The sequence below is a fragment of the Vitreimonas flagellata genome (assembly GCF_004634425.1).
Lineage (GTDB): Bacteria > Pseudomonadota > Alphaproteobacteria > Caulobacterales > Aquidulcibacteraceae > Vitreimonas > Vitreimonas flagellata.
The window spans coordinates 14754-33110 of sequence record NZ_SBJL01000005.1 but is presented as its reverse complement, the minus strand read 5'-3'; the positions used below and the strand labels follow the sequence as shown (position 1 = coordinate 33110).

Annotated in this window: 13 protein-coding genes; 11 read left to right on the top strand and 2 right to left on the bottom strand. The window is 59.9% G+C overall.

Annotated elements, in window-relative coordinates; genetic code table 11:
• Positions 1 to 312 precede the first annotated feature (312 nt).
• From EPJ54_RS18115 to EPJ54_RS20165, 10 genes are all read left to right on the top strand, one after another.
• The gene (locus EPJ54_RS18115; protein ID WP_135213183.1) at positions 313 to 843 is read left to right on the top strand and encodes a hypothetical protein; all 531 of its coding nucleotides are present in this window, start codon (positions 313 to 315) and stop codon (positions 841 to 843) included.
• A 1-nt stretch (position 844) separates the two neighbouring features.
• A complete protein-coding gene (locus tag EPJ54_RS18110; protein ID WP_135213182.1) occupies positions 845 to 2131 on the top strand; it encodes a hypothetical protein in 1287 nt (428 codons plus the stop codon).
• A 135-nt stretch (positions 2132 to 2266) separates the two neighbouring features.
• Positions 2267 to 3424, top strand: a complete 1158-nt coding sequence (locus EPJ54_RS18105) for an AlbA family DNA-binding domain-containing protein (protein WP_135213181.1) — start codon at positions 2267 to 2269, stop codon at positions 3422 to 3424.
• A gap of 60 nt (positions 3425 to 3484) precedes the next feature.
• Positions 3485 to 3982, top strand: a complete 498-nt coding sequence (locus EPJ54_RS18100; protein ID WP_135213180.1) for a hypothetical protein — start codon at positions 3485 to 3487, stop codon at positions 3980 to 3982.
• Positions 3885 to 5354, top strand: coding sequence for a toll/interleukin-1 receptor domain-containing protein (locus EPJ54_RS18095; protein WP_167755826.1), 1470 nt, complete (start codon positions 3885 to 3887; stop codon positions 5352 to 5354). Before EPJ54_RS18100 ends, EPJ54_RS18095 begins: the two co-directional genes overlap by 98 nt.
• Positions 5355 to 5613: 259 nt before the next feature.
• A complete protein-coding gene (locus tag EPJ54_RS18090; RefSeq protein ID WP_135213178.1) occupies positions 5614 to 7587 on the top strand; it encodes an ATP-binding protein in 1974 nt (657 codons plus the stop codon).
• A gap of 185 nt (positions 7588 to 7772) precedes the next feature.
• Positions 7773 to 8999, top strand: a complete 1227-nt coding sequence (locus tag EPJ54_RS18085) for a lipase family protein (RefSeq protein ID WP_135213177.1) — start codon at positions 7773 to 7775, stop codon at positions 8997 to 8999.
• On the top strand, positions 8996 to 11125 hold the full coding sequence (locus EPJ54_RS19960) for a caspase family protein (RefSeq protein WP_167755825.1): 2130 nt from the start codon (positions 8996 to 8998) through the stop codon (positions 11123 to 11125). Before EPJ54_RS18085 ends, EPJ54_RS19960 begins: the two co-directional genes overlap by 4 nt.
• 4 nt (positions 11126 to 11129) lie before the next feature.
• On the top strand, positions 11130 to 12476 hold the full coding sequence (locus tag EPJ54_RS18065; RefSeq protein ID WP_135213173.1) for an SH3 domain-containing protein: 1347 nt from the start codon (positions 11130 to 11132) through the stop codon (positions 12474 to 12476).
• Between the two features lie 82 nt (positions 12477 to 12558).
• On the top strand, positions 12559 to 13710 hold the full coding sequence (locus tag EPJ54_RS20165) for an HNH endonuclease (RefSeq protein ID WP_239591021.1): 1152 nt from the start codon (positions 12559 to 12561) through the stop codon (positions 13708 to 13710).
• A gap of 7 nt (positions 13711 to 13717) precedes the next feature.
• Here the strand turns inward: EPJ54_RS20165 and EPJ54_RS18055 are convergent, their stop codons facing one another.
• On the bottom strand, positions 13718 to 16315 hold the full coding sequence (locus EPJ54_RS18055; RefSeq protein ID WP_135213172.1) for a PEP-utilizing enzyme: 2598 nt from the start codon (positions 16313 to 16315) through the stop codon (positions 13718 to 13720).
• A 53-nt stretch (positions 16316 to 16368) separates the two neighbouring features.
• Here EPJ54_RS18055 and EPJ54_RS18050 point away from each other — a divergent pair, with 53 nt between their 5' ends.
• Positions 16369 to 17235, top strand: coding sequence for a TIR domain-containing protein (locus tag EPJ54_RS18050; protein ID WP_167755824.1), 867 nt, complete (start codon positions 16369 to 16371; stop codon positions 17233 to 17235).
• A 43-nt stretch (positions 17236 to 17278) separates the two neighbouring features.
• Here the strand turns inward: EPJ54_RS18050 and EPJ54_RS18045 are convergent, their stop codons facing one another.
• Complete coding sequence (locus EPJ54_RS18045; RefSeq protein ID WP_135213170.1) at positions 17279 to 18337, bottom strand: sensor histidine kinase; 1059 nt, start codon at positions 18335 to 18337, stop codon at positions 17279 to 17281.
• Between the last annotated feature and the right edge of the window lie 20 nt (positions 18338 to 18357).

Here is an 18357-nt window from a genome sequence, read left to right as displayed (position 1 = left end):
CGGACCTTTCGTCGGATTTCGGTGAGCCCAAGCGATGAGGCATTTTTTGCGTCGACATTGAACGCTCCCTGTTTGCGTAGGCCCACGCTTGCAACGCCGATGCTGCGGCGAAGCGCTACGCTGTGGGGACCTCGGAGCGATGAGGCTCCCATAGGCGCCAGTCCGCGCACGCCTCATTGACCACGCGCTGGATGGGGAAGCGTCGCGCCCAATGCTCGCAGGCTTCATTGAGCGACCAGTAGGCGGTCGGGAAATATTTCTGGAACTCAACGCTTGGTTGATATAGAGAATTGATCCGCTGCGGGGTGCGTCATGCCGCCTAGTGCGAACGCCAAAGGGGTCGATCTCATCACAATCCAGCGCTACGGCGCTGTCGGGCTTTTCGTGATCTGCACCGCGCCCGTTTTCGCCTTGCTCATCTACGCGTTTCTGGGTCTTCCCGACGAAGGCCCTCTACGCGCCGCTCTGCGCGCACTCGCTGAGCCGCAGGCGCCCACGCTTTACGGCGCTTACATCGCAACAACAGTGTCAGCGCTATGGGGATCTGTGCTACTCCCCTCGCTCAAGGTCGAGGAATCCAACCACGTTCGCATCCTCCCCGCAGGCATCGCGGTGCTGGTGTATACAGGGCTGGTCGCTGGCGCGGGCATGCTCTTCCTCCTCCTTGTCGCGAGCGACGAGGCCTATCGAACACTCGCCGGTGAAATGCCAGCGCCCGGCGGCGGCGCGCAGATCAAGGCCTATGCCTCATGGGCCGTCGGCGCTTCTCTCACGGCCTTTGCCGCGCTCTTTGGCGTACCTCCACCCGCCGGCGCGAGGCCGCCTCAACCTGAGGAAAACTGACATGCGTGTCCGGCTCGCCCTATGCGCCTTCGCTTCGGTGCTCGTTCTCTCCTCGGTCGCAACGGCCGAGACGCGGATCCGCGTGACGCCGCAGCCTATCGCGGAGGCAGCAGGCGCCGATGGCGACGGGGTGACGACCAATTGTAGCGCCCAGGTGAGCAGCGGCGCCACGCGCACGAGCCAAGCGTTGGAGACCTGCGACGTCGACATCTTCAGCCCGCACATGCCCGCCGACAATTTCCAACTGAGCTTTGGACTTCAACTTCGCTATCCGGATCTGGGCGCTGCCGATCCTACATTGGGCCTGCTCATTCGACGCGCCCATTTCTCGCCCGATCAATTCAGCTCGTTCGACATCGACCTTCCTCAACAGATCGAGATCGACAATCTGACCGAACTCCGTCGCGAGCGACTGCGTGAATTGTGTACGCGACAATTATCGACCGAGCGGCTCTGGGAAAGGGCGATCTGGTCCTACACGCTCTACGAAAACGCCACCGGCGTTGTGCCTAACCGCCATCACGACGATCTGGCGCGCATTCTCTATCTGAGTTGCCGCTATCTCATGCGCAATCCGATCACCAAGGCGACCGTGGCGGCCAGCATCCGCAGCAACGGGCTTGAGGTATGTCCCCCGGACCTTGCGGTTTCGCTCTCGTCCGCACACGGAGACAATTGTCGTCCCGACGGCATCCGAGAACGCTCACTCGGCCAATTGGCGGCCGAAACCCGCATCGAACTCTATCAGGCGGCGGCGCAGCACACTCAAGACAGAATGTTCCAGGACGCCAACGTCACATTGGAAGAAACCCAGCAATGGCGCGTATTTGGTGAGGCCATCGCTGAAGAACGCGCAGCAGGTGTGTTGCCAGCCGAGCGTTATGCCGAACTCGACTTCAATTATATGTCGGGCTTTCTCCGTATGGCCCAAGCACGCTTCGCGGCAGCGCAATCCTTGCCTGAAGGCGCGGCACTTTCGGAAGCTGACGTGATGCAGACACGCATCATCAGCGATGGCGCCATCATCTATCGACGCGACAGCACGCTGCGCGTCGGTCAACTCCAATCCATCGACCAAGCCATTGCGCGCATGTATGACGAAAGCGCGCGCGTCCAGGCGGACGCCATTGCCGCGAGCCCGAACGCTGACATACGCGGCCAGGCCTTCGTCATCCGCGATGCTTATGTCCAATTCGCCGACGACACCGTGCTGCGCGAGAACGCCCTCGCTAGCGCCGCCAACAGCGTATCGGTCATGGAAGCGGCCGCGCGCGGTGACCGCTTTTGAGCCTGCGATTGGCTTGGCGGGCATGCACGCTTGATATCGTTTGATTCCCCGCCGTCAACGCGCGACGCGCACCTACCTTTGGCGGGCTTGCGCGGCTTGCATTGCCACTCATCTCTTCTTGCACGTTAAGGTCCCATGCTCGCAAAACCATTCGAAGACGTCCAACTCACCGACATCGAGCAGCTGGTTTTCAACCGCGTCGCCGAGGGGCGCGATCTCGAATTTAAGCGTGAGCTGCCGGGCGAAAACGACAAAGGCAGGAAGGAATTCCTCGCTGACGTCACGTCGTTTGCAAATGCCCAAGGCGGCGATCTCATCTATGGCATTGCCGAGGCAAACGACGACGGGATCGCCGGCGCACTCCTTGGCATCGACGTGGCAGAGCCAGAGAAACAATTGCGGGCGCTCGACGACCGCATCAGGGACGGCGTCGAGCCGCGCATCCCGGGTGTCAGGCTCAAGTGGATTGCTCTGGCCGACGGGAAGTATCTGCTCCATGCGCGAATCCCTGCAAGCGTGATTGCGCCCCATCGCGTCATCGTGGCTGGCGGCGCCAAATTCTGGAGCCGCAAATCGAACGGCAAATACGAAATGGACACCCAAGAACTTCGAGATGCGTTTAGCGCCTCAGACGCGCTGCCCGCACGCCTGCGTACGCTTCATGAAGAGGCCGTAGAGGCCGAGCGGCGCGAACTCATTCCTCGTGGGCTCGTGGAGGATCCCAAAGCGTTGGTGTCCGTCATTCCGATGCAATTTTTCCGCGTTCATCGCGATCTCGACTTCACCCGTGAAAATGCACTGATGCCCGTGACGCCGGAAGGCCGAGTGGACTTCACCTACATGATGGAGGGAGTGCTGCTCAGCTCGTTGGGTGGATCGATAAGCAATTGGGGGTCCTACGCGCTGACGCACTTCCGGGGGCGTATCGATGTCGCCTGGTCGATGGGCCTTGTCCGCAATGAAGGCCGCCGCGACGAGCAGCGTTTTATTCCCTACCAGCGCTTCAAGGATGGGCTCATGGATGCGGCGCTCTCTTCGATTGGGCGGCTACGCCAGAACGGCATTGAGGGACCGTGGGTGGTGCTGACAAGTGTATTGGGCATTCGCCACCACACGCTGGTGGTCGACAACGATCATTATTCGCAACCAGCTTGGCGTGACCGCGCCGTACTTCAGGAAGTCGTACTTGCTCAAGACCACACGCCCAGCCCCAAAGATCTAGCGCCCGTACTCAAGAGCTTTCGTCTGTTGTTTGGGATGCCGCCGCTCAAGGACCCTGAAGCCTATTTGTGATTTCATATTTTGAGCGGCCAACACATTTGTCTGAAACGCGATCACACAAAGCTTGGAAAGATGTCGAACGCGCCGCCACTCGCCCTCTCCGACCTCATGGCCAAGACGGGATTTTTTCTCTCCTATTGGAGCTTGTTTGAGATCGAGTTGTGTACAGCGATTACCGCAGCGCGTGAGCAGCTCGGCGATCATCGCCGCAAGATGCCCGATGGGCTTAACACCCGGCTCGATCTTTGGCTGAAATTGGTGCGACGCTTGCCCGACGCAGCAACCCTCGACCCAATTGTGCGCGCCATGCGCGATGACGCCAGGCGCCTGCGCAACGTCCGCAACATTATTGTGCATGGACTCGCGTTGGGCAACGCGCAGCCCGAGGATGGAGGGCCCGGTTACATAAAGTGCCTTGAAGGCGGCTATCAGAAGCCAACCGGCAAGGACGTACGCTACACGATGGCCGATCTTGAACACTTCGTACAAAGCGCCGACGCCTTGCGCCGCGGGTGCAAGATGGGACCAAGTTTCTTCAATTACCGACTTCCAGCGAAATACCCAAAATAGATCGCGCGTGCGCCCAACCACGACAGCCGCGCTTGCCATCGTTCCCAATGTCCCATTACGCTCGCCCTACGGGGATTGGGCAATGACGGACGTCTTCATTTCGTACAAGAGCGAAGATCGGGCGGCGGTCGACAAATTGGTTTCAGCGCTCGAGGCCGATGGATTGCGTGTTTGGTGGGATCAACACATCCCTGCCAACGCCACTTGGGAAACCAGCATTGAGCGTGCGCTTGAAAATGCCAAAGCAGTCGTTGTGTGCTGGTCGCGCGCATCCGTGGCGAGTGAAAACGTCAAGGCCGAAGCCCGCAGGGCGCGCCAACAGGGACGGCTTCTGCAAGCGTTCTTAGATGATTGCGAGCCGCCCCTCTTCTTCGGCGAACGACAAGGTGTGAATCTTAGGAATTGGGACGGCGCGCGCGACCGCGATTATACGACGTTAGTCGAAGGCTTGCGGGACGTGATATCCGGCAAGAAGCCAAGCGCCGAAGTGGGGTACATTCCAAGGCGGTCGGCCCTGGGGCCGCTCTTTGCAGTTGCCGGCGTGACGGCCGCGCTTGTGATCGCCGGATTTGTCGCCTTTGGCGGGACGCGTGCGCCGACGATCGATGCCCCCAGCGCCCCTAACGCCCAAGAAGTTTTCGCAAGGATCTTCGATCCAAATCCTACGAATGGAAGCGCCGTTCTCGGCGGCGACATTAGGTACCTAGAGAGCCTCACGGGGCCGCCGTCTCATTCGTATGAAGATCCCTCTGGGACCACGACCTACGCGTACATGGTCGGTGCTTGCGAGGTGACAGCAGTGGTTGCGGGAGCAAGCAGCGACTTTCAAGGAACTTCGGCCACATCGGTGGTCTCGATTGGCGCGCGCATTCCCAGCCTCGTTGACGGCGCCTACCAAGGGCCAGACTGCGATTTCGACCTCGGTCGCTTCTTCCGATTGGATCATCCATTGCCAGCAACATCAACAATCGCGGAGATCGAGGCCGCATTGCCTCTTGACGCCTACTTCACAACCGATTGTCCGCATCTAACGGGATGCGGAAACGCGTTCGATCCATCGACGTACTTCATCGGCTCCGCGCCGCACGCATGGCAATATCTGTCCGTTGAGATCGCTTTTTACCCAAGCGACACCAGCGCGTGGCTTGGCGAGATAGCTTCCGAGAAGGGAGAGGCTTATCTCGATGGACAATTCGTTTGCGATCCGGCGAATAACAACAGCTACGAACTGGCCTCGAGGATCTTCGGCGCTGAACGACCCTTCAGCGTGTCGATTGGCTATCAATTCCCCTATCCAGGCCCGTTGCGCTCTCGAAGCGCATGCGAGGCGCAGACGCCCTCATCAACCGAAGCCAATCCAACGACCGAATGATGCGCTTCGACGTCATTCCTTCCCAAGGCGATCTCAGCGCATGCGCAACGTGCGTCCACAATGCAGATGTGACCACCGTTCTCTCGCTTCTCTCCTTTTGGGGAGGTAGCACCATAGATCCTGTTCAACGTCGTCCGGCGGCGTTCACGTCAGCAGAAATCGCCCTCGCCGCTTCATCGCCGTACTCAGTACCATCCCAGCACTTGCCACGGCAGTCGTCCGCTCTGGCATTCGCGACCGAAATAATTTGGTGTCCGCCGTGACCCACACCATCTTCATTGGCTATCGTCGCGACGATAGCGGCGACATGGCCGGTCGCATCCATGATCGTCTGAGTTCTGCCTTTGGCGAGGCAGCTGTCTTCAAGGATGTCGATGACATTCCTGTCGGTCAGGATTTTGGCGAGCACATCCGCACCGTTTTGCAGCAGTGCCAGATCTTCCTTGCGTTGATCGGACCTCAATGGATCGATTTCCGCAACAAAGCGGGTGCGCGTTGTCTCGACGATGAAAACGATTGGGTGAGACTGGAAATCGAGATTGCATTGAGCCTCGGTTTGCAGGTCATTCCGGTGCTGATTAACGCAACGCCAATGCCTAAGCAGGCTGAATTGCCCGGGGTGCTCGCGGGCTTGCCGGCGCTTAACGCGGCCAGAGTGCGACGCGACCCGGACTTTCATAAAGACGTGAGCATGTTGGTGGACGCGCTCAAGAGCGCCATCGAGACGCGAAGCCGCGTGCAAACCGAGAAACTCGATGCTGAAAATGCCTGGGTGAGCCTCGGTGAAAGCCCAACCCCGCGAGCGCTGGCCGACTTTATCCGCAAATATCCCACAAGCGAGCGCGCCGACGAAGCGCAGGCCAAGATTGGTGAGATCGAGGCCGTGCTGGAGGCCTATGAGCGATTGCGCGACCGGGCGCCGTTGCAAAGCAGTTCGCATGACCAAACACCTGCATCCGCCTCCGATGTCGATGAGGGAGCGGTGCATGACGTGCGAATTGCGAGCGCCGAACCAGCGACGGGCACAACGGAAGGCGCCGCCGCATTGACCGCCGATCTACGCGTGCGCGCCGCGATGGATGTCTTCTCGGGTCCCTTTGCGCTCTGGGATAAGGCAAGCCGGCTTGTGATGTGGAACGCAGCCTATGCTGACCTCTTCAAACTTGATGGGACGGTCCTACAAACTGGGGCAAATTACGATACCATCCAAAGGGCGGCGGCCCTGGCAAACATTCGCCAAGAGCGGCTCGACCCCGCTCACCCCGACGTGCGGGTCATCGAGCTTAACACGGGTCAGTGGGTGCAGTTGATTGAACGCCGCGCGCCGGACGGCGGCGTTATCTCCATTGGCGTCGACATCACCGCCTTGAAACGCAATGAAGAAGAACTTGCGCGCAATGAGCGTCGCTTAAGCGATGCGCTCACACGAGCTGAATCGCAGGAATACAGGATCAAGGCGCTCGCGCGTGAATCGCACGAAGAACGTCAACGCGCCGAAGACGCCAGTCGCGCCAAAACAACGTTTCTCGCCAATATGAGCAGCGAACTCCGCAGCCCGCTCAACGCCATTATCGGCTTTTCAGAAATTATGGCCAAGGAATTGTTCGGCCCCTTAGGCAATGAACAATACAAACAATACAGCCAAGACATCTTCGATTCCGGCAACCATCTAATGGTGCTCATCAATGACATTCTAGATCTCTCGAAGATTGAAGCCGGGAAGCTCAATCTCTCCTTCAAGCCGCTCGATCCAATGGAGGTGATCGAGCAGGTCGTGCGGATGATGCGGCGGCGCGCTGAAGAAAAAGGACTTTCGGTGCTCATCGACGCTGAGGCCTTGCCCCAGATCGAGGCGGACCATCGCGCCATCAAACAAATTCTGCTGAACCTTCTTTCAAACGCGGTGAAATTCACCGACACGGGCGCGATCATGGTGCACGCGCGCGCCACGCCGACACATCTTGTGATCCGCGTTGTCGACACCGGCTGCGGCATCGCTGCTGAGGATTTGCCGAAGCTGGCGCGTCCGTTCGAGACGGTCGCGGGCCCGTCCGCGCGCCCAGCGCGAGGCGCAGGCATCGGCTTGGGGCTTGCGCTCGCCAAGTCACTGACGGAGATGCACGGCGGCAAGCTCGCGATTCAAAGCGAAATCGGGCGCGGCACCATCGTAAGTGTGTCGTTTCCCCATGGGTCCCCCAACGCGCCAGAACCCGCAATCGCCGCTGTCGCATAGGCACAGCGGAGCCGGCGATGGTGACGACCAATGGCGTCACCGTCCCAAATCATGCCAGCACGTTAGGTCCAACGCCCAGACTGTCTGCACCCGTAAAACAATTGCACGAAGTGTCGTGACAATTACCAGTTGCACCCGTGCCTCGCTCGTTATTCTATTCGGAGCTTGGGCAGGGAGAGTGGAAAATGCCGCTCATCTACATTCACGGCGTCAAAGTCCGATCCCCGAAACATGGGCTTGGACTTGAGCCTTCCTTTAAACGCTGGATGGGCAACGCAATCGCCGGCGACCCAGACGCACTCACCTATCTTCCTGTATTTTGGGGCGATCTTGCATCTCGGTTTCGTTGGGAGTTGGCGTCGCGACCGCGGACGCAGATCGCCCAACAAGGCGGTGCGGCGGCCTCACAGAGCGGGCGGACACGCACCGCGCCTTTCGCTCTCGACAAATACATCACGGCCCAAGCGCCTGCGGCCAGCGGCGGCCCCGTCATCGGCGGCGGCGGTGGGGGCCCATCTCCCAGCATCGCGCTCGCGGGCATAAAGCCAGAAGACCGCGCAGATCTTTTAGCCGACCTCTATCTTGCAGCACGCCAGGCGGAGATCAGTGCATCATCCGGCGCCATCCAAGAGATTCCACCTGAGCAATTGGCGCAACTTCCCTTCTTGGCGGCCGAGATCGCAGACAACGAATGGGACAGCGCACCAGCCAACGACAAGCAACGTCTGTCGCACCTCCTCCAAGCGCTTGATCTGCGCATCGGCGGCGTCGCAACCGCCGGCGCCTCCACTTGGTTTTCGCGCATTGGCGAGATCGCCGCGCGCGCAGCCAGCACGCCAGGCGATCTTTTGTCGACCGCGTTGGCCGAACTCCGTCCTGCGGCGCATGAGTTTGTCGCCAATTTCATCGGCGACGTGTTGGTGTACATCAATGAGCGAGGCTCGGGCGCAAATCCTGGCCCCATACCGCTCCGTGCGCTTGAGGCGCTGCGAAGGGCCAAACGCCAAGCCAACGGCAAGCCCATCATTGTCGTGACGCATTCGATGGGTGGGCAAGTCTTTTACGACGCGATCACTCATTTTTCCGATCACGATGCTGAGCTAAAGGACCTCGTCATCGATCATTGGATCACGTGCGGATCACAAGTCTCCTTCTTCGCTGAACTCACGCAATTCTTGACGCAGGATCGCACGATTAGCGGCCCTGCCAAACTCGACAAACCCAAGCGGGTGCGCAAATGGACCAATTTTTACGACGAGAATGATTTCGTGGGCTTCATCATGAAGCCCGTGTTCAATGATGTGCGCGATGCGAAATATGACACCGGCTACGGCTTTGTGTTTGCACACACAGGCTTTCTGGAGCGGCCGAGCTTCTACAGGGAAATGGCCAAAGCCATCTCAGCGCCATGACGAAGCTGGTTGAGGATCCAAGCGAGCTTGGTCTCTGGCGCGCAGCGCCGATTGCGACGCCAGGCGTGCACGCGATTATCATAGGCGTCAGTGATTATCCGCATCTTATTGGCGGCGCCCGGCACAACGAGACGCCCGAAGCTTACGGCATGGGCCAGCTCTTCGTCTCCGCGAAGACGGCAGCCAGTGTGTTCGACTGGCTGCGCAGCCAGGGAAAGTTTGCAGGTCAAGAGATAGCCTCCTGCCGGCTTTTGCTGGCGCCCAGTCCGGGCGAGCAAAGCTTCGTCGATGGCCTGGTTGGACGCAATTACGCGCGACCAGAGTTTGCGACCTTGCGCGGGGCGATTGAAAATTGGTCCAAGGAATTCCTACGTGCTCCAACAGCAGAGGCTAAGCGCAACGTCAGCGTCTTCTTCTTTTCTGGTCACGGCCTCGAACATGCGGCCTCGCCCAGCCTCTTGGCCCGGGATTTCCTTGAGCCCATTGGTGAAGCTGGGGTGCATCACGCCATCGCCTTTGTGCCGATGCGGGATGCGCTGAAGACCTACAACGTCAATCATTGCTTCTATTTTCTTGACGCGTGTCGGAATGTGCCAGCGGGGTTGATGGGTAAAGACCCAGTTGGCGCCTCATTTCTCAGACCGCAAACAACGTACGCGATTGCGCCGACCTCGGTCATGTGGCTGACAGCGACGAGCACTGGGCGTTTTGCCTACCAGCCCAATTCCTCAGCTGCACCGGCCACCTATTTTGGTCAGTCGCTGTTGGAAGGGCTGGCCGGCGTGCCGCCGGAACTCAAACCGTACGATGTTGCAAAGTCGCCTTTCGAATTGAGCTTCGAAGCGCTTGAAGATTACGCAAAAGAGCGCACGCGCGAACTCGTGCGCGACATCGATCCGGGCCTTGATCAACCGGTCAAAGCAAGCGGCGATCCCCACGAAGACGATACTATCTTGGCGACATTGCCGGGACACGGAGCAGGCCCACCCCCACCCCCACCGCCAAATCTGCCGCCGACGCCTCCCTTTGATCTGCCGCCCTTCACGCCGGGCGGCGTTAGCGTAACGGATTTGGCAAGAGTGGCGGCCCGGGCGACTCGTTTTCGCGAGAACCTTTCAGCGCCCGTCGATATCGGACGGCAATTAAAGGACATCGATTTCAACAGCCCGCGCATGCACGAAGGCTTCGGTCACGAATGGATCAGCGACCTCTGGGCTAGGACCGCATCGTTCGCGATTGTCGGACCGCATCATTGGGGCCCCGTATCGCCGATGCTCGGGCGCATTCAGACCACGGACGCAGAGCACGTGGTGTCTTCGATCGTTGATCTGCTTATTCCCGAGCGAGGCCCGGATGCGGCGGTTTGGATCGGCTTAGGCGACGGCCAAACAAACCGTCCTCGCATGGGCGTGCTGATCCCTGGCGATCTGGGACCAACGCCCATTCGCCTTGCCCTCACCTTCACCCGCCAGGATGGCTATGGCGCACTCACATCCGTGAGCGCGCGTGTAGGCCCGCCAACACTTCTGGACGGCGCTGACGAGGAATTGGTGCGCATCTGGACGGGCATTTGGGAGACGCAGCGACGCGAGACCTTTGCGAGTTTAGGCAAAGCGCTCTCGACCATTGATCTGCTCGGCAAATCTGAGTTTGCCTTGTTTGAAAAATCACGTTCACCGGCCGCGGCCGCCATTGGGGCGGCAACACTTCTGCGCGCCGGCCAATTCGATCGTCTGCGCGATTGGCCACGCAATCTCGCCAATTGGTTTAACTCACCAGATGGCGCGGTAATCTGGGCTGAAACACGCTTCCGCAGCGACGATAAAACGAGCCGCGCCGAAGCACTCCATTATTTCAATAAAATCGAAGATTACGGCCCGCCGCGTATCAAATCCGTGTTGGACGTGGCGGTGCAGCGTCTCTCCAACCTTGAAGCGGGCGTCAGTCCCGCGACACGGACTATTCTGGAATATGCCGCGTCATCCTCACGCCCAGAGGGTTTGTTCGCTTCGTTCGGTCCTCTAGATCCGCAATTCCACGTGGAATTTCTATTCGGAGGAGCCGCGTTCACAGAACCGTACATGCAAGAAGCGGCGTCGGACGCATTTGACGACCACGGAGAGTGAAGTCATGCGCCGCTTGATTGCCGTGTTGTTGCTCATCTTTGTCGGTCTCGCCACACCCGACATCGCAGGAGCAGACGAAGTGACGCCGTCGGAGCGCGTGGCCAGCGTGTTGCGCGTGCGCGAAGCGCCTGGGGCGGACGCAGACATCATTGCCCAACTCGGTCCGGGCGAACGCGTTGAACTCGTGGGCGAGAGACCAGGCTGGTTTCAGGTCCGCCTCCCCGATGGTCGGACGGGCTTCGTCAGTAAGGGTTGGGCTGTTGTCATCTCGACTCCCCCCATTGCTCCGATATCGGCGCCAACCGAGCAACGCGGCGATATTGTCATCCATGTCGTAGATGTCGCCACCGGCCTTGCTGTGATCGTGCGAGGACCGGACTTCACCCTACTCTATGACGGGGGCAGCAATGACGATCTGCAGCGCGGTGAAATAGAAGGTCCAGACGGCGCCCTCGTCACCGGCAATCGGTTGTGGGCCTATATGCGCGCCGTGCTGCCGGACCTCACCCGCATTGACGCGGTCATTCTTTCACACCCCCATCGCGACCATGTCGAGCTCATGGACGACATCTTTGCCCATTATGAGATTGGCGAAGTTTTTGATTCAGGGCGCATGAACGCGATCTGCGGCTATCGCCGCTTCATTGAGGCCATCGAAGTTGAGCCCGACATTGTCTACCACGACGCAATCGGCGGGCCTGGGCGTCGTCGCGTGAGCTTCCCTGCGGGCTGCCGCGAAGACGCACGCGTTTATGTCCTCAATCGCGGCGACCAGGTCGTCAGCGGCCAGGCATGGCCGCTGGGCGCCTTTGCATCCATGACCTTCCTCCATGCCGATGGCGCCGATCATCCCAGCGAGAATGAAAATTCCCTGGTGATGCGTCTCGATTTGGGCGAGGGCGATGACGCGACCAGAATTCTGTTCATGGGCGACGCCGAGGCCGGCGCACGCGTCAATTGGCCTGATGAGACACCCGAGGCCGGCTCTGTGGAAGCGGCCCTGCTTCAGTCGCCGGAGGCGCTCGCGTCAGACATTTTGATCGTCGGACACCATGGCAGCCGCACCTCGTCCAGAAGGGATTTTCTCGACGCCGTGGGCGCTGACCTTTTTGTCGTCTCCTCCGGCCCCAAGCGCTATTCTGGGATCACTCTTCCAGACGGTATCGTCATTCAAGAATTGGAAGAGCGCGGTGCTGTCTGGCGCACCGATATTACAGACAGCCGGTGCAGACGGGAGGCCAACAAAATCGGCCCCGACGCCGACAATCGCGCAGGCGGTTGCGATAACATCCAGATCTTTGTCGATGAAGACGGCCATTATCGCGCCGCGTATTTTCGACCTGCCGATTGACGCCGGTGGAGTACAAAAGCACGCGTGAAGACAATTGTGATCATTGATTGTCGTCACACACTAAACGCTGCACACTCCAATCATGGCGTTCGACGACATCAATGCAGCCGCGATTTTGGCCGCGATCAAAGAATTTGACGACCTTGGTCGCGAGCAATTTTTGGCCAAATATCGATTTGGCCCTGCGCGCTCCTACTTCTTGGTTCACAATGGCCGTCGTTACGACTCGAAGGCCATTGTCGGCGCGGCTCACGGCTATCTGCCTGAAGAACGCCCGTTGACGGCGGATGGATTCAGCGGCGGAGACGCGACTGTGCGGCGTCTTCTTGAGCGTAACGGATTTGCCGTCGAGATCATCGAGCCCACAAGACTGAGCGATCTGCATCGCGCTGGCCTCGCCTGGTTTAGCGATCGGCAGGGTGCGATCTTGCCGCCGCCCGGTGTGCTCGAAGGGACTGATCTCTTTTTGACGACGCAGGCCAAGGCAATTCACGTCCCGCGCCAGTTTAGCTACGCACTCAGCGTCAAGATTGTCCCGGGCGGTCCCTATCCAGACGGCGATGTCGAGCAGGACGAAGACGGCCGATGGCGTGTGCTCTATCATCGCGAGGAGCCCAAGAACCGCGACGCGGAAATTCATTCTCGCAATCTCGCGCTCAAGCGCTGCTTAGAGCATCATGTTCCAGTTGCCGTGCTGCGTCGTGTTCGCGGCAAGCCAGGGACGCTCTATGAGATTATCGGCTTAGGCCATGTCACGGCCTACAACGCCCCCTACTTCACTATCGAAGGACCAGCGAGCATCGATGACCGCTCTCACACTGGCATGAGCGAGTTCGACCCCGAGGGTTTAGAAGACCAAGAGCGGATTCTTGCCTCCGTGCGTCGCCGATTAGGTCAGCCTGCGTTTCGCGCTGCGCTCATGGAAGCTTACGACGGCAAATGCGCGATATCGGGATGCGCCGTCACGCAAGTGCTCGAAGCAGCCCACATTGTCGGCTACCAGGGACAAGCGTCCAATCATGTGCAAAACGGCCTCCTCTTGCGCGCGGATCTCCATACTTTGTTTGATCTTCACTTGATCCGGATTGATCCCCATTCCCGCCTGGTGTGCATCGACGCCAGCCTGAAGGGCACGCCCTATTGGGATCTGAACGGCGCCACACTCTACCAACCGCCAGAAGCCGCAAGACCCAGCACGATGGCGCTTCAGCGGCGTTACGCACGCACGAGGTGAAGATGCGCTAAGCCGGACGCCCGTCGCGCAGACGCGTCAAGACAATGGCGGTCCAAGGCACACGTTGCGCGGAAACGAAAACGTCATCGGGCGCCAGGCTGACGATGAAATCAAACTCCGCCGCGTCAAGGCCCTTGCTGGCGATCACGCCGAGGGCGCGATCGTGACGACGCCATCCAGGCGCACATGCTCGTAACATTGCGCCGGCGGTCTCCAGATCAAACCGATCGGAGACGGGAAGACCGCCTAGATCCTCATAGACTTCCAAGATTTCACGCGGGCCTGGAAGCATGGAAGCCTGCAGTCCGTCGATGTCCAAAATGACAAAATCGGCGGCTGCGTCCATCGTGCGGGGCGACCAGAGCACCCCTTGTGTGTCCACGATCGCGCCAACGGCGATGGGAGAGGCGCCGGGCGTGTTGATCCAATTGCGCGTCGCTTCGACATCGAGGGGGCTGATCACGCCCGAGACGGCGAGCCTCGCCCTTGCGTCCTTGGTCTCAATCGCACGTCGGACCGCCGCCAGCTGCACCTGGCAAAATTCTGGATTTGTCACCACGAGGCGCGGCCCAAAGCACCCCGCAAGACGTCGCTCAATGGTGCGCGCGTCAATGCCGCGAAGGTCCCGGCGCGCGCCTAGGGATGCGGCGTTCGCGCGAGCCTGCCAATATTCCCAGGTCGGTTCTGGCCGATCGATCGACAGAATGATTTCCGCAGCGCCACCCAAACCCAGCAAGCTTACGATGCAGTGCTCCAGCGCCTCGCCAAGCCGCTCGAAGGCGCGCCGACGTTCAATGGGTGTTTCCGCGCACACCACGTCCAGCGCATCGCCGATATTGTCATCGGCGAAAAAGAGCGCCGTGGCGTCGATGCGCACCAGAGCGCGCGGTGTCTGCAGCTCGGCGCAAATACGGGCGCCTTCGAGATCGCGCAGGGTCGGATGCAGACGGATGGCGTGGCGCCCTTCGGCGAGTCTCAACACGTACCGCGCGTCCTCGCTAAATCTCGCACCCGACAATTCGCCTTTGCCGGCAAACACAAGTCCCCGATCACCATCGATTGTCAGGGTATCTCCCCGTTTGATCTCGCCATGACGTGATCGCAACACATCGCCCCTAAGGATCAAATCGCCTGCGCCCGTGACACAGGGACGTCCCATGCCGCGCGCCACCACCGCGGCGTGACTGGTCATGCCGCCCCGCAATGTGACGATGCCGGCCGAGGCGTGCATGTGTGGAATGTCATCGGGACAGACCTCATCGCGAATGAAAATGAAGGGCCTGCGGTCTCGCGCGTACTCGAGCGCAGCACTTTCGTCCCACACCGCCGCTCCTGTCGCTACGCCGCGCGAGCCCGGCAAACCATGCGCCAGGGCTTTCAAATCACCTTCATTCAGCAGGTAGTCTTGGAGCAATGTCTGGTAGGCGTCCGGATCGATGCGCTCGAGTACGATTTGGGCGTCAATCAATCCGGCATCGTGAAAGTCACGCGCGATTTTGACGGCGGCCTGGGCGGTGCGTTTGCCGGGCCCTGCATCGAGAAACCACAACCTTCCGCGCTCCACCGTGAATTCCACATCGACCATGTCGCGAGAGAGCGACTCCAGGGTCACCAGGCTGGCGCAGATCTCTTCGTATGTCTTGGGCGAGATTTCTTCCAACGAAGGCGCCGTCTCCCCCAACGCCTCACGCGCTGCGCGCGACAGCGCAGCGGGCGTACGAATACCGCTTATCACGTCATCGCCCTGTCCGTTTGGGAGGAATTCTCCGTAGACGAGCGGCGCACCGTTGTGCGGATCCCGCGAAAACAGAACGCCCGTGCCCGAGGTGGCGCCTAGATTTCCAAACACCATCGCTTGGACCTGAACGCGCATATCGAATGCATCAGCGATATTATTGTGACGGCGGTAGAGCTTGGGATGGTCACCGTTCCAGCTCCGCGCCACTGTGGCGGCGAGACACCTGAGTTGCGCAAGTAGGTCGTCGGGGGGAAGCCGCGCCGGGGTCAGGTGAGCACGAAACGCCGATATGATCGCTTCTAAGTCGTCGGCATCCAGGTCAAAATCACTCGTGATATCACGCGCGTCCTTACGTTCGCCAATGATGTCCTGAAGCACGTCGTGGTCAATCTCGTGCACCGCGTCCGCGTAGGCGGCGATGAAGCGCCGGTGGCAATCCAGCGCAAAACGGCGATCGCCCGTCAAAGCGGCGAACCTTTCCATCACCGCGTCATTGGCGCCAACATTGAGTACACTGGGCATGAGGCCAACAATGCGACGAGGACCATCCACGCGCACCGAGAAAAGCGTTGGCCAGTCTTGGCCCCGCAACGCCTTCATGCGCGCATCCACAACGGCAAGAGCTTTTGCGATATCGGTCAAAATGTGTGGCGACCACGTTGAGGCTGGTTCGCTTAGGACCTCGAGCGCTGGGCGCAACAGGGTGAAACCCGGCGGAACCGGCACGCCCGCGGCCGCCATGCGTGCGAGCCGTGCGCCGCGCAAGCCCAATGCCTCCTCATCGCCCTTCGGCTCGCTTTCGCCAACGCCGAACACGCGCACCCATTTCGACATCATCGATCCCCGCTTCGCCGGCGCGATCTCCATGGTATAGCGTCTTGGCCTCGACGTCGCGAGGCGCCGCCGTTCATGTGATCCTCGTGCCGCACGTATTATGGATAGACGACGACCCTTTCGTGGTGCGCACACACGCTGATCGTCTGGAAGATCAGGGCTTCACAGTTTTGCACGCCCTCAACGCCAGCGCTGGCCTGGCGCTTTACGAGCAGCACCGCGACGACGTGGTCGCCGTGATCGTCGACATGGCCATGGAGCCTGGCGACCGATTTTCGTCTCTGCAGACGCGCGGCGGTTTCAGCGCGGGCCTCGCGGTCGCGCGCAACATTTTCCATCGCAACGCGCACGTCCGATTGATGGCGCTCTCAAGCTTCGACGATCCCCAGGCTCGCGCGTGGTTCAAAGAGCATGGTTTCCACTATCTGCTGAAGGGGCGCACGACCGGGGTCCAGATTGATCGGATCGTGCGTGGGGAAACCGACGCCGCCGCTATGCGCGACATCCCCTCGTTCATCGTGCATGGACATGATGATGAGGCGGTGCGCGATTTGCGCGCCTTTTTGGAGAGCACTTGGGGCATCAGCGCGCCGGTCGTCCTGCGCGACATGCCTCATCAGGGTCTCACGATCTTAGAAAAGCTCGAACACCATTTGGATCACGCCTTCGTGGCCTTCGTGCTCTTGACGCCCGACGACGAGGCTCGCGCGTTGGCGGGGGGAGCCACGCGCACGCGGGCGCGCCAGAATGTCATTTTCGAACTCGGCTATTTCTTTGGTCGGGTCGGACGTCGCGAGGGCCGCGTGGTCATTTTGACTAAGGGCGCGGTCGAGTTGCCCTCTGATCTCCATGGCATTGGCACGATCGACATTTCAGCCGGTTTTGCCGTCGCGGGACCGGCGATTATCCGAGAGCTGCAGGACATTTTCGGCGCATCAACCACCAACGCCTGATCACCCGCGAAATCGGCACTCACTGAAAATCGCACGCGGCAGTTCAGTCGTAGAAATCAACGTCTTCTCCCGACAAGTTCAGGAACCGTCTATCGGGCACGTCGCGCGTGAGCTGCTCCTGCACGTCCTGGGAAATGCTTCGACCGACAAATATCACTTGCCGTCCACCGACCCAACTCGCCAGCCGATCACCTAGCAACATGGATCTACTGAAAGACATGTAGTCTGGCACTGCGACGAACAACGTCGAGCAATCACGGGCACGTTCAGCAACATGCGGATGAAGCAATCCTCTATCCGTGTCCCACGTGAAGTCGATCGCACATGGTGAGTGTTGCGTGAGGTCTGATCGCGTCCGCAAAAACTGGAGTTTGTATTCATTTCCATCTTTTGCATGCGTGAAGAGCATGGTCAGGCGATCCCCGCCGCGCCGCACAAGCGCTTGGAACGCCAGCCCGCCGCCACGCGTATTCGGCATTGTAGGCAAGGCCGACGGGTCGAACGCAGCACCGTCGTCCCGGACGGTGATGCTCTTCGGCTTGAATGTGACAGTGGCTCGACTTGCGCCGCCGTGTGTCAGCGCGTTTTGAACAACTTCGAACACGAAATCGCGCACGGCGTCGCTGAGTGGCCCCCAGAAAACCGGCGCGCCGGCATCGATAAAGCCCTGCCCTACGGTTGTCTCTTGAAGGTTGCTATGGGTGACGGTGATCTCGTGCTCGAAGAGATCGAATTCTGCGTTGGAGACCGAACCACTCGCTTGGCGAATAGCCGCTCGGCGCACGGCGGCATCTCTCCATTGGCAAAGCAGCGGGGCCGAAAATCTCACTTCGTCACGATCTATGAGTGTGCCGTGGGTGTTACAGAGCCAAATGCCGTTCTCGTAGGCCGCGCGTTCTTGCGGCGTGAGATTAGCGTTGACGCGCCGCGCTCCAGGTCCGCCTGAAGCGGAGAAGATATGGCAAGCCATTCCCGTCTTCGCGACGCCTTGCGGTTCTTTGCTCGGTCCCGACGTCTCCGCATCACATCCGGGAAAAGAACACCTGTGGCCCGCACGCTGCTCGAGAAGGCGCCTTACCTGCGGCGAGAATTCATCACGCATTCTGATCCCCCCGCCCGGCT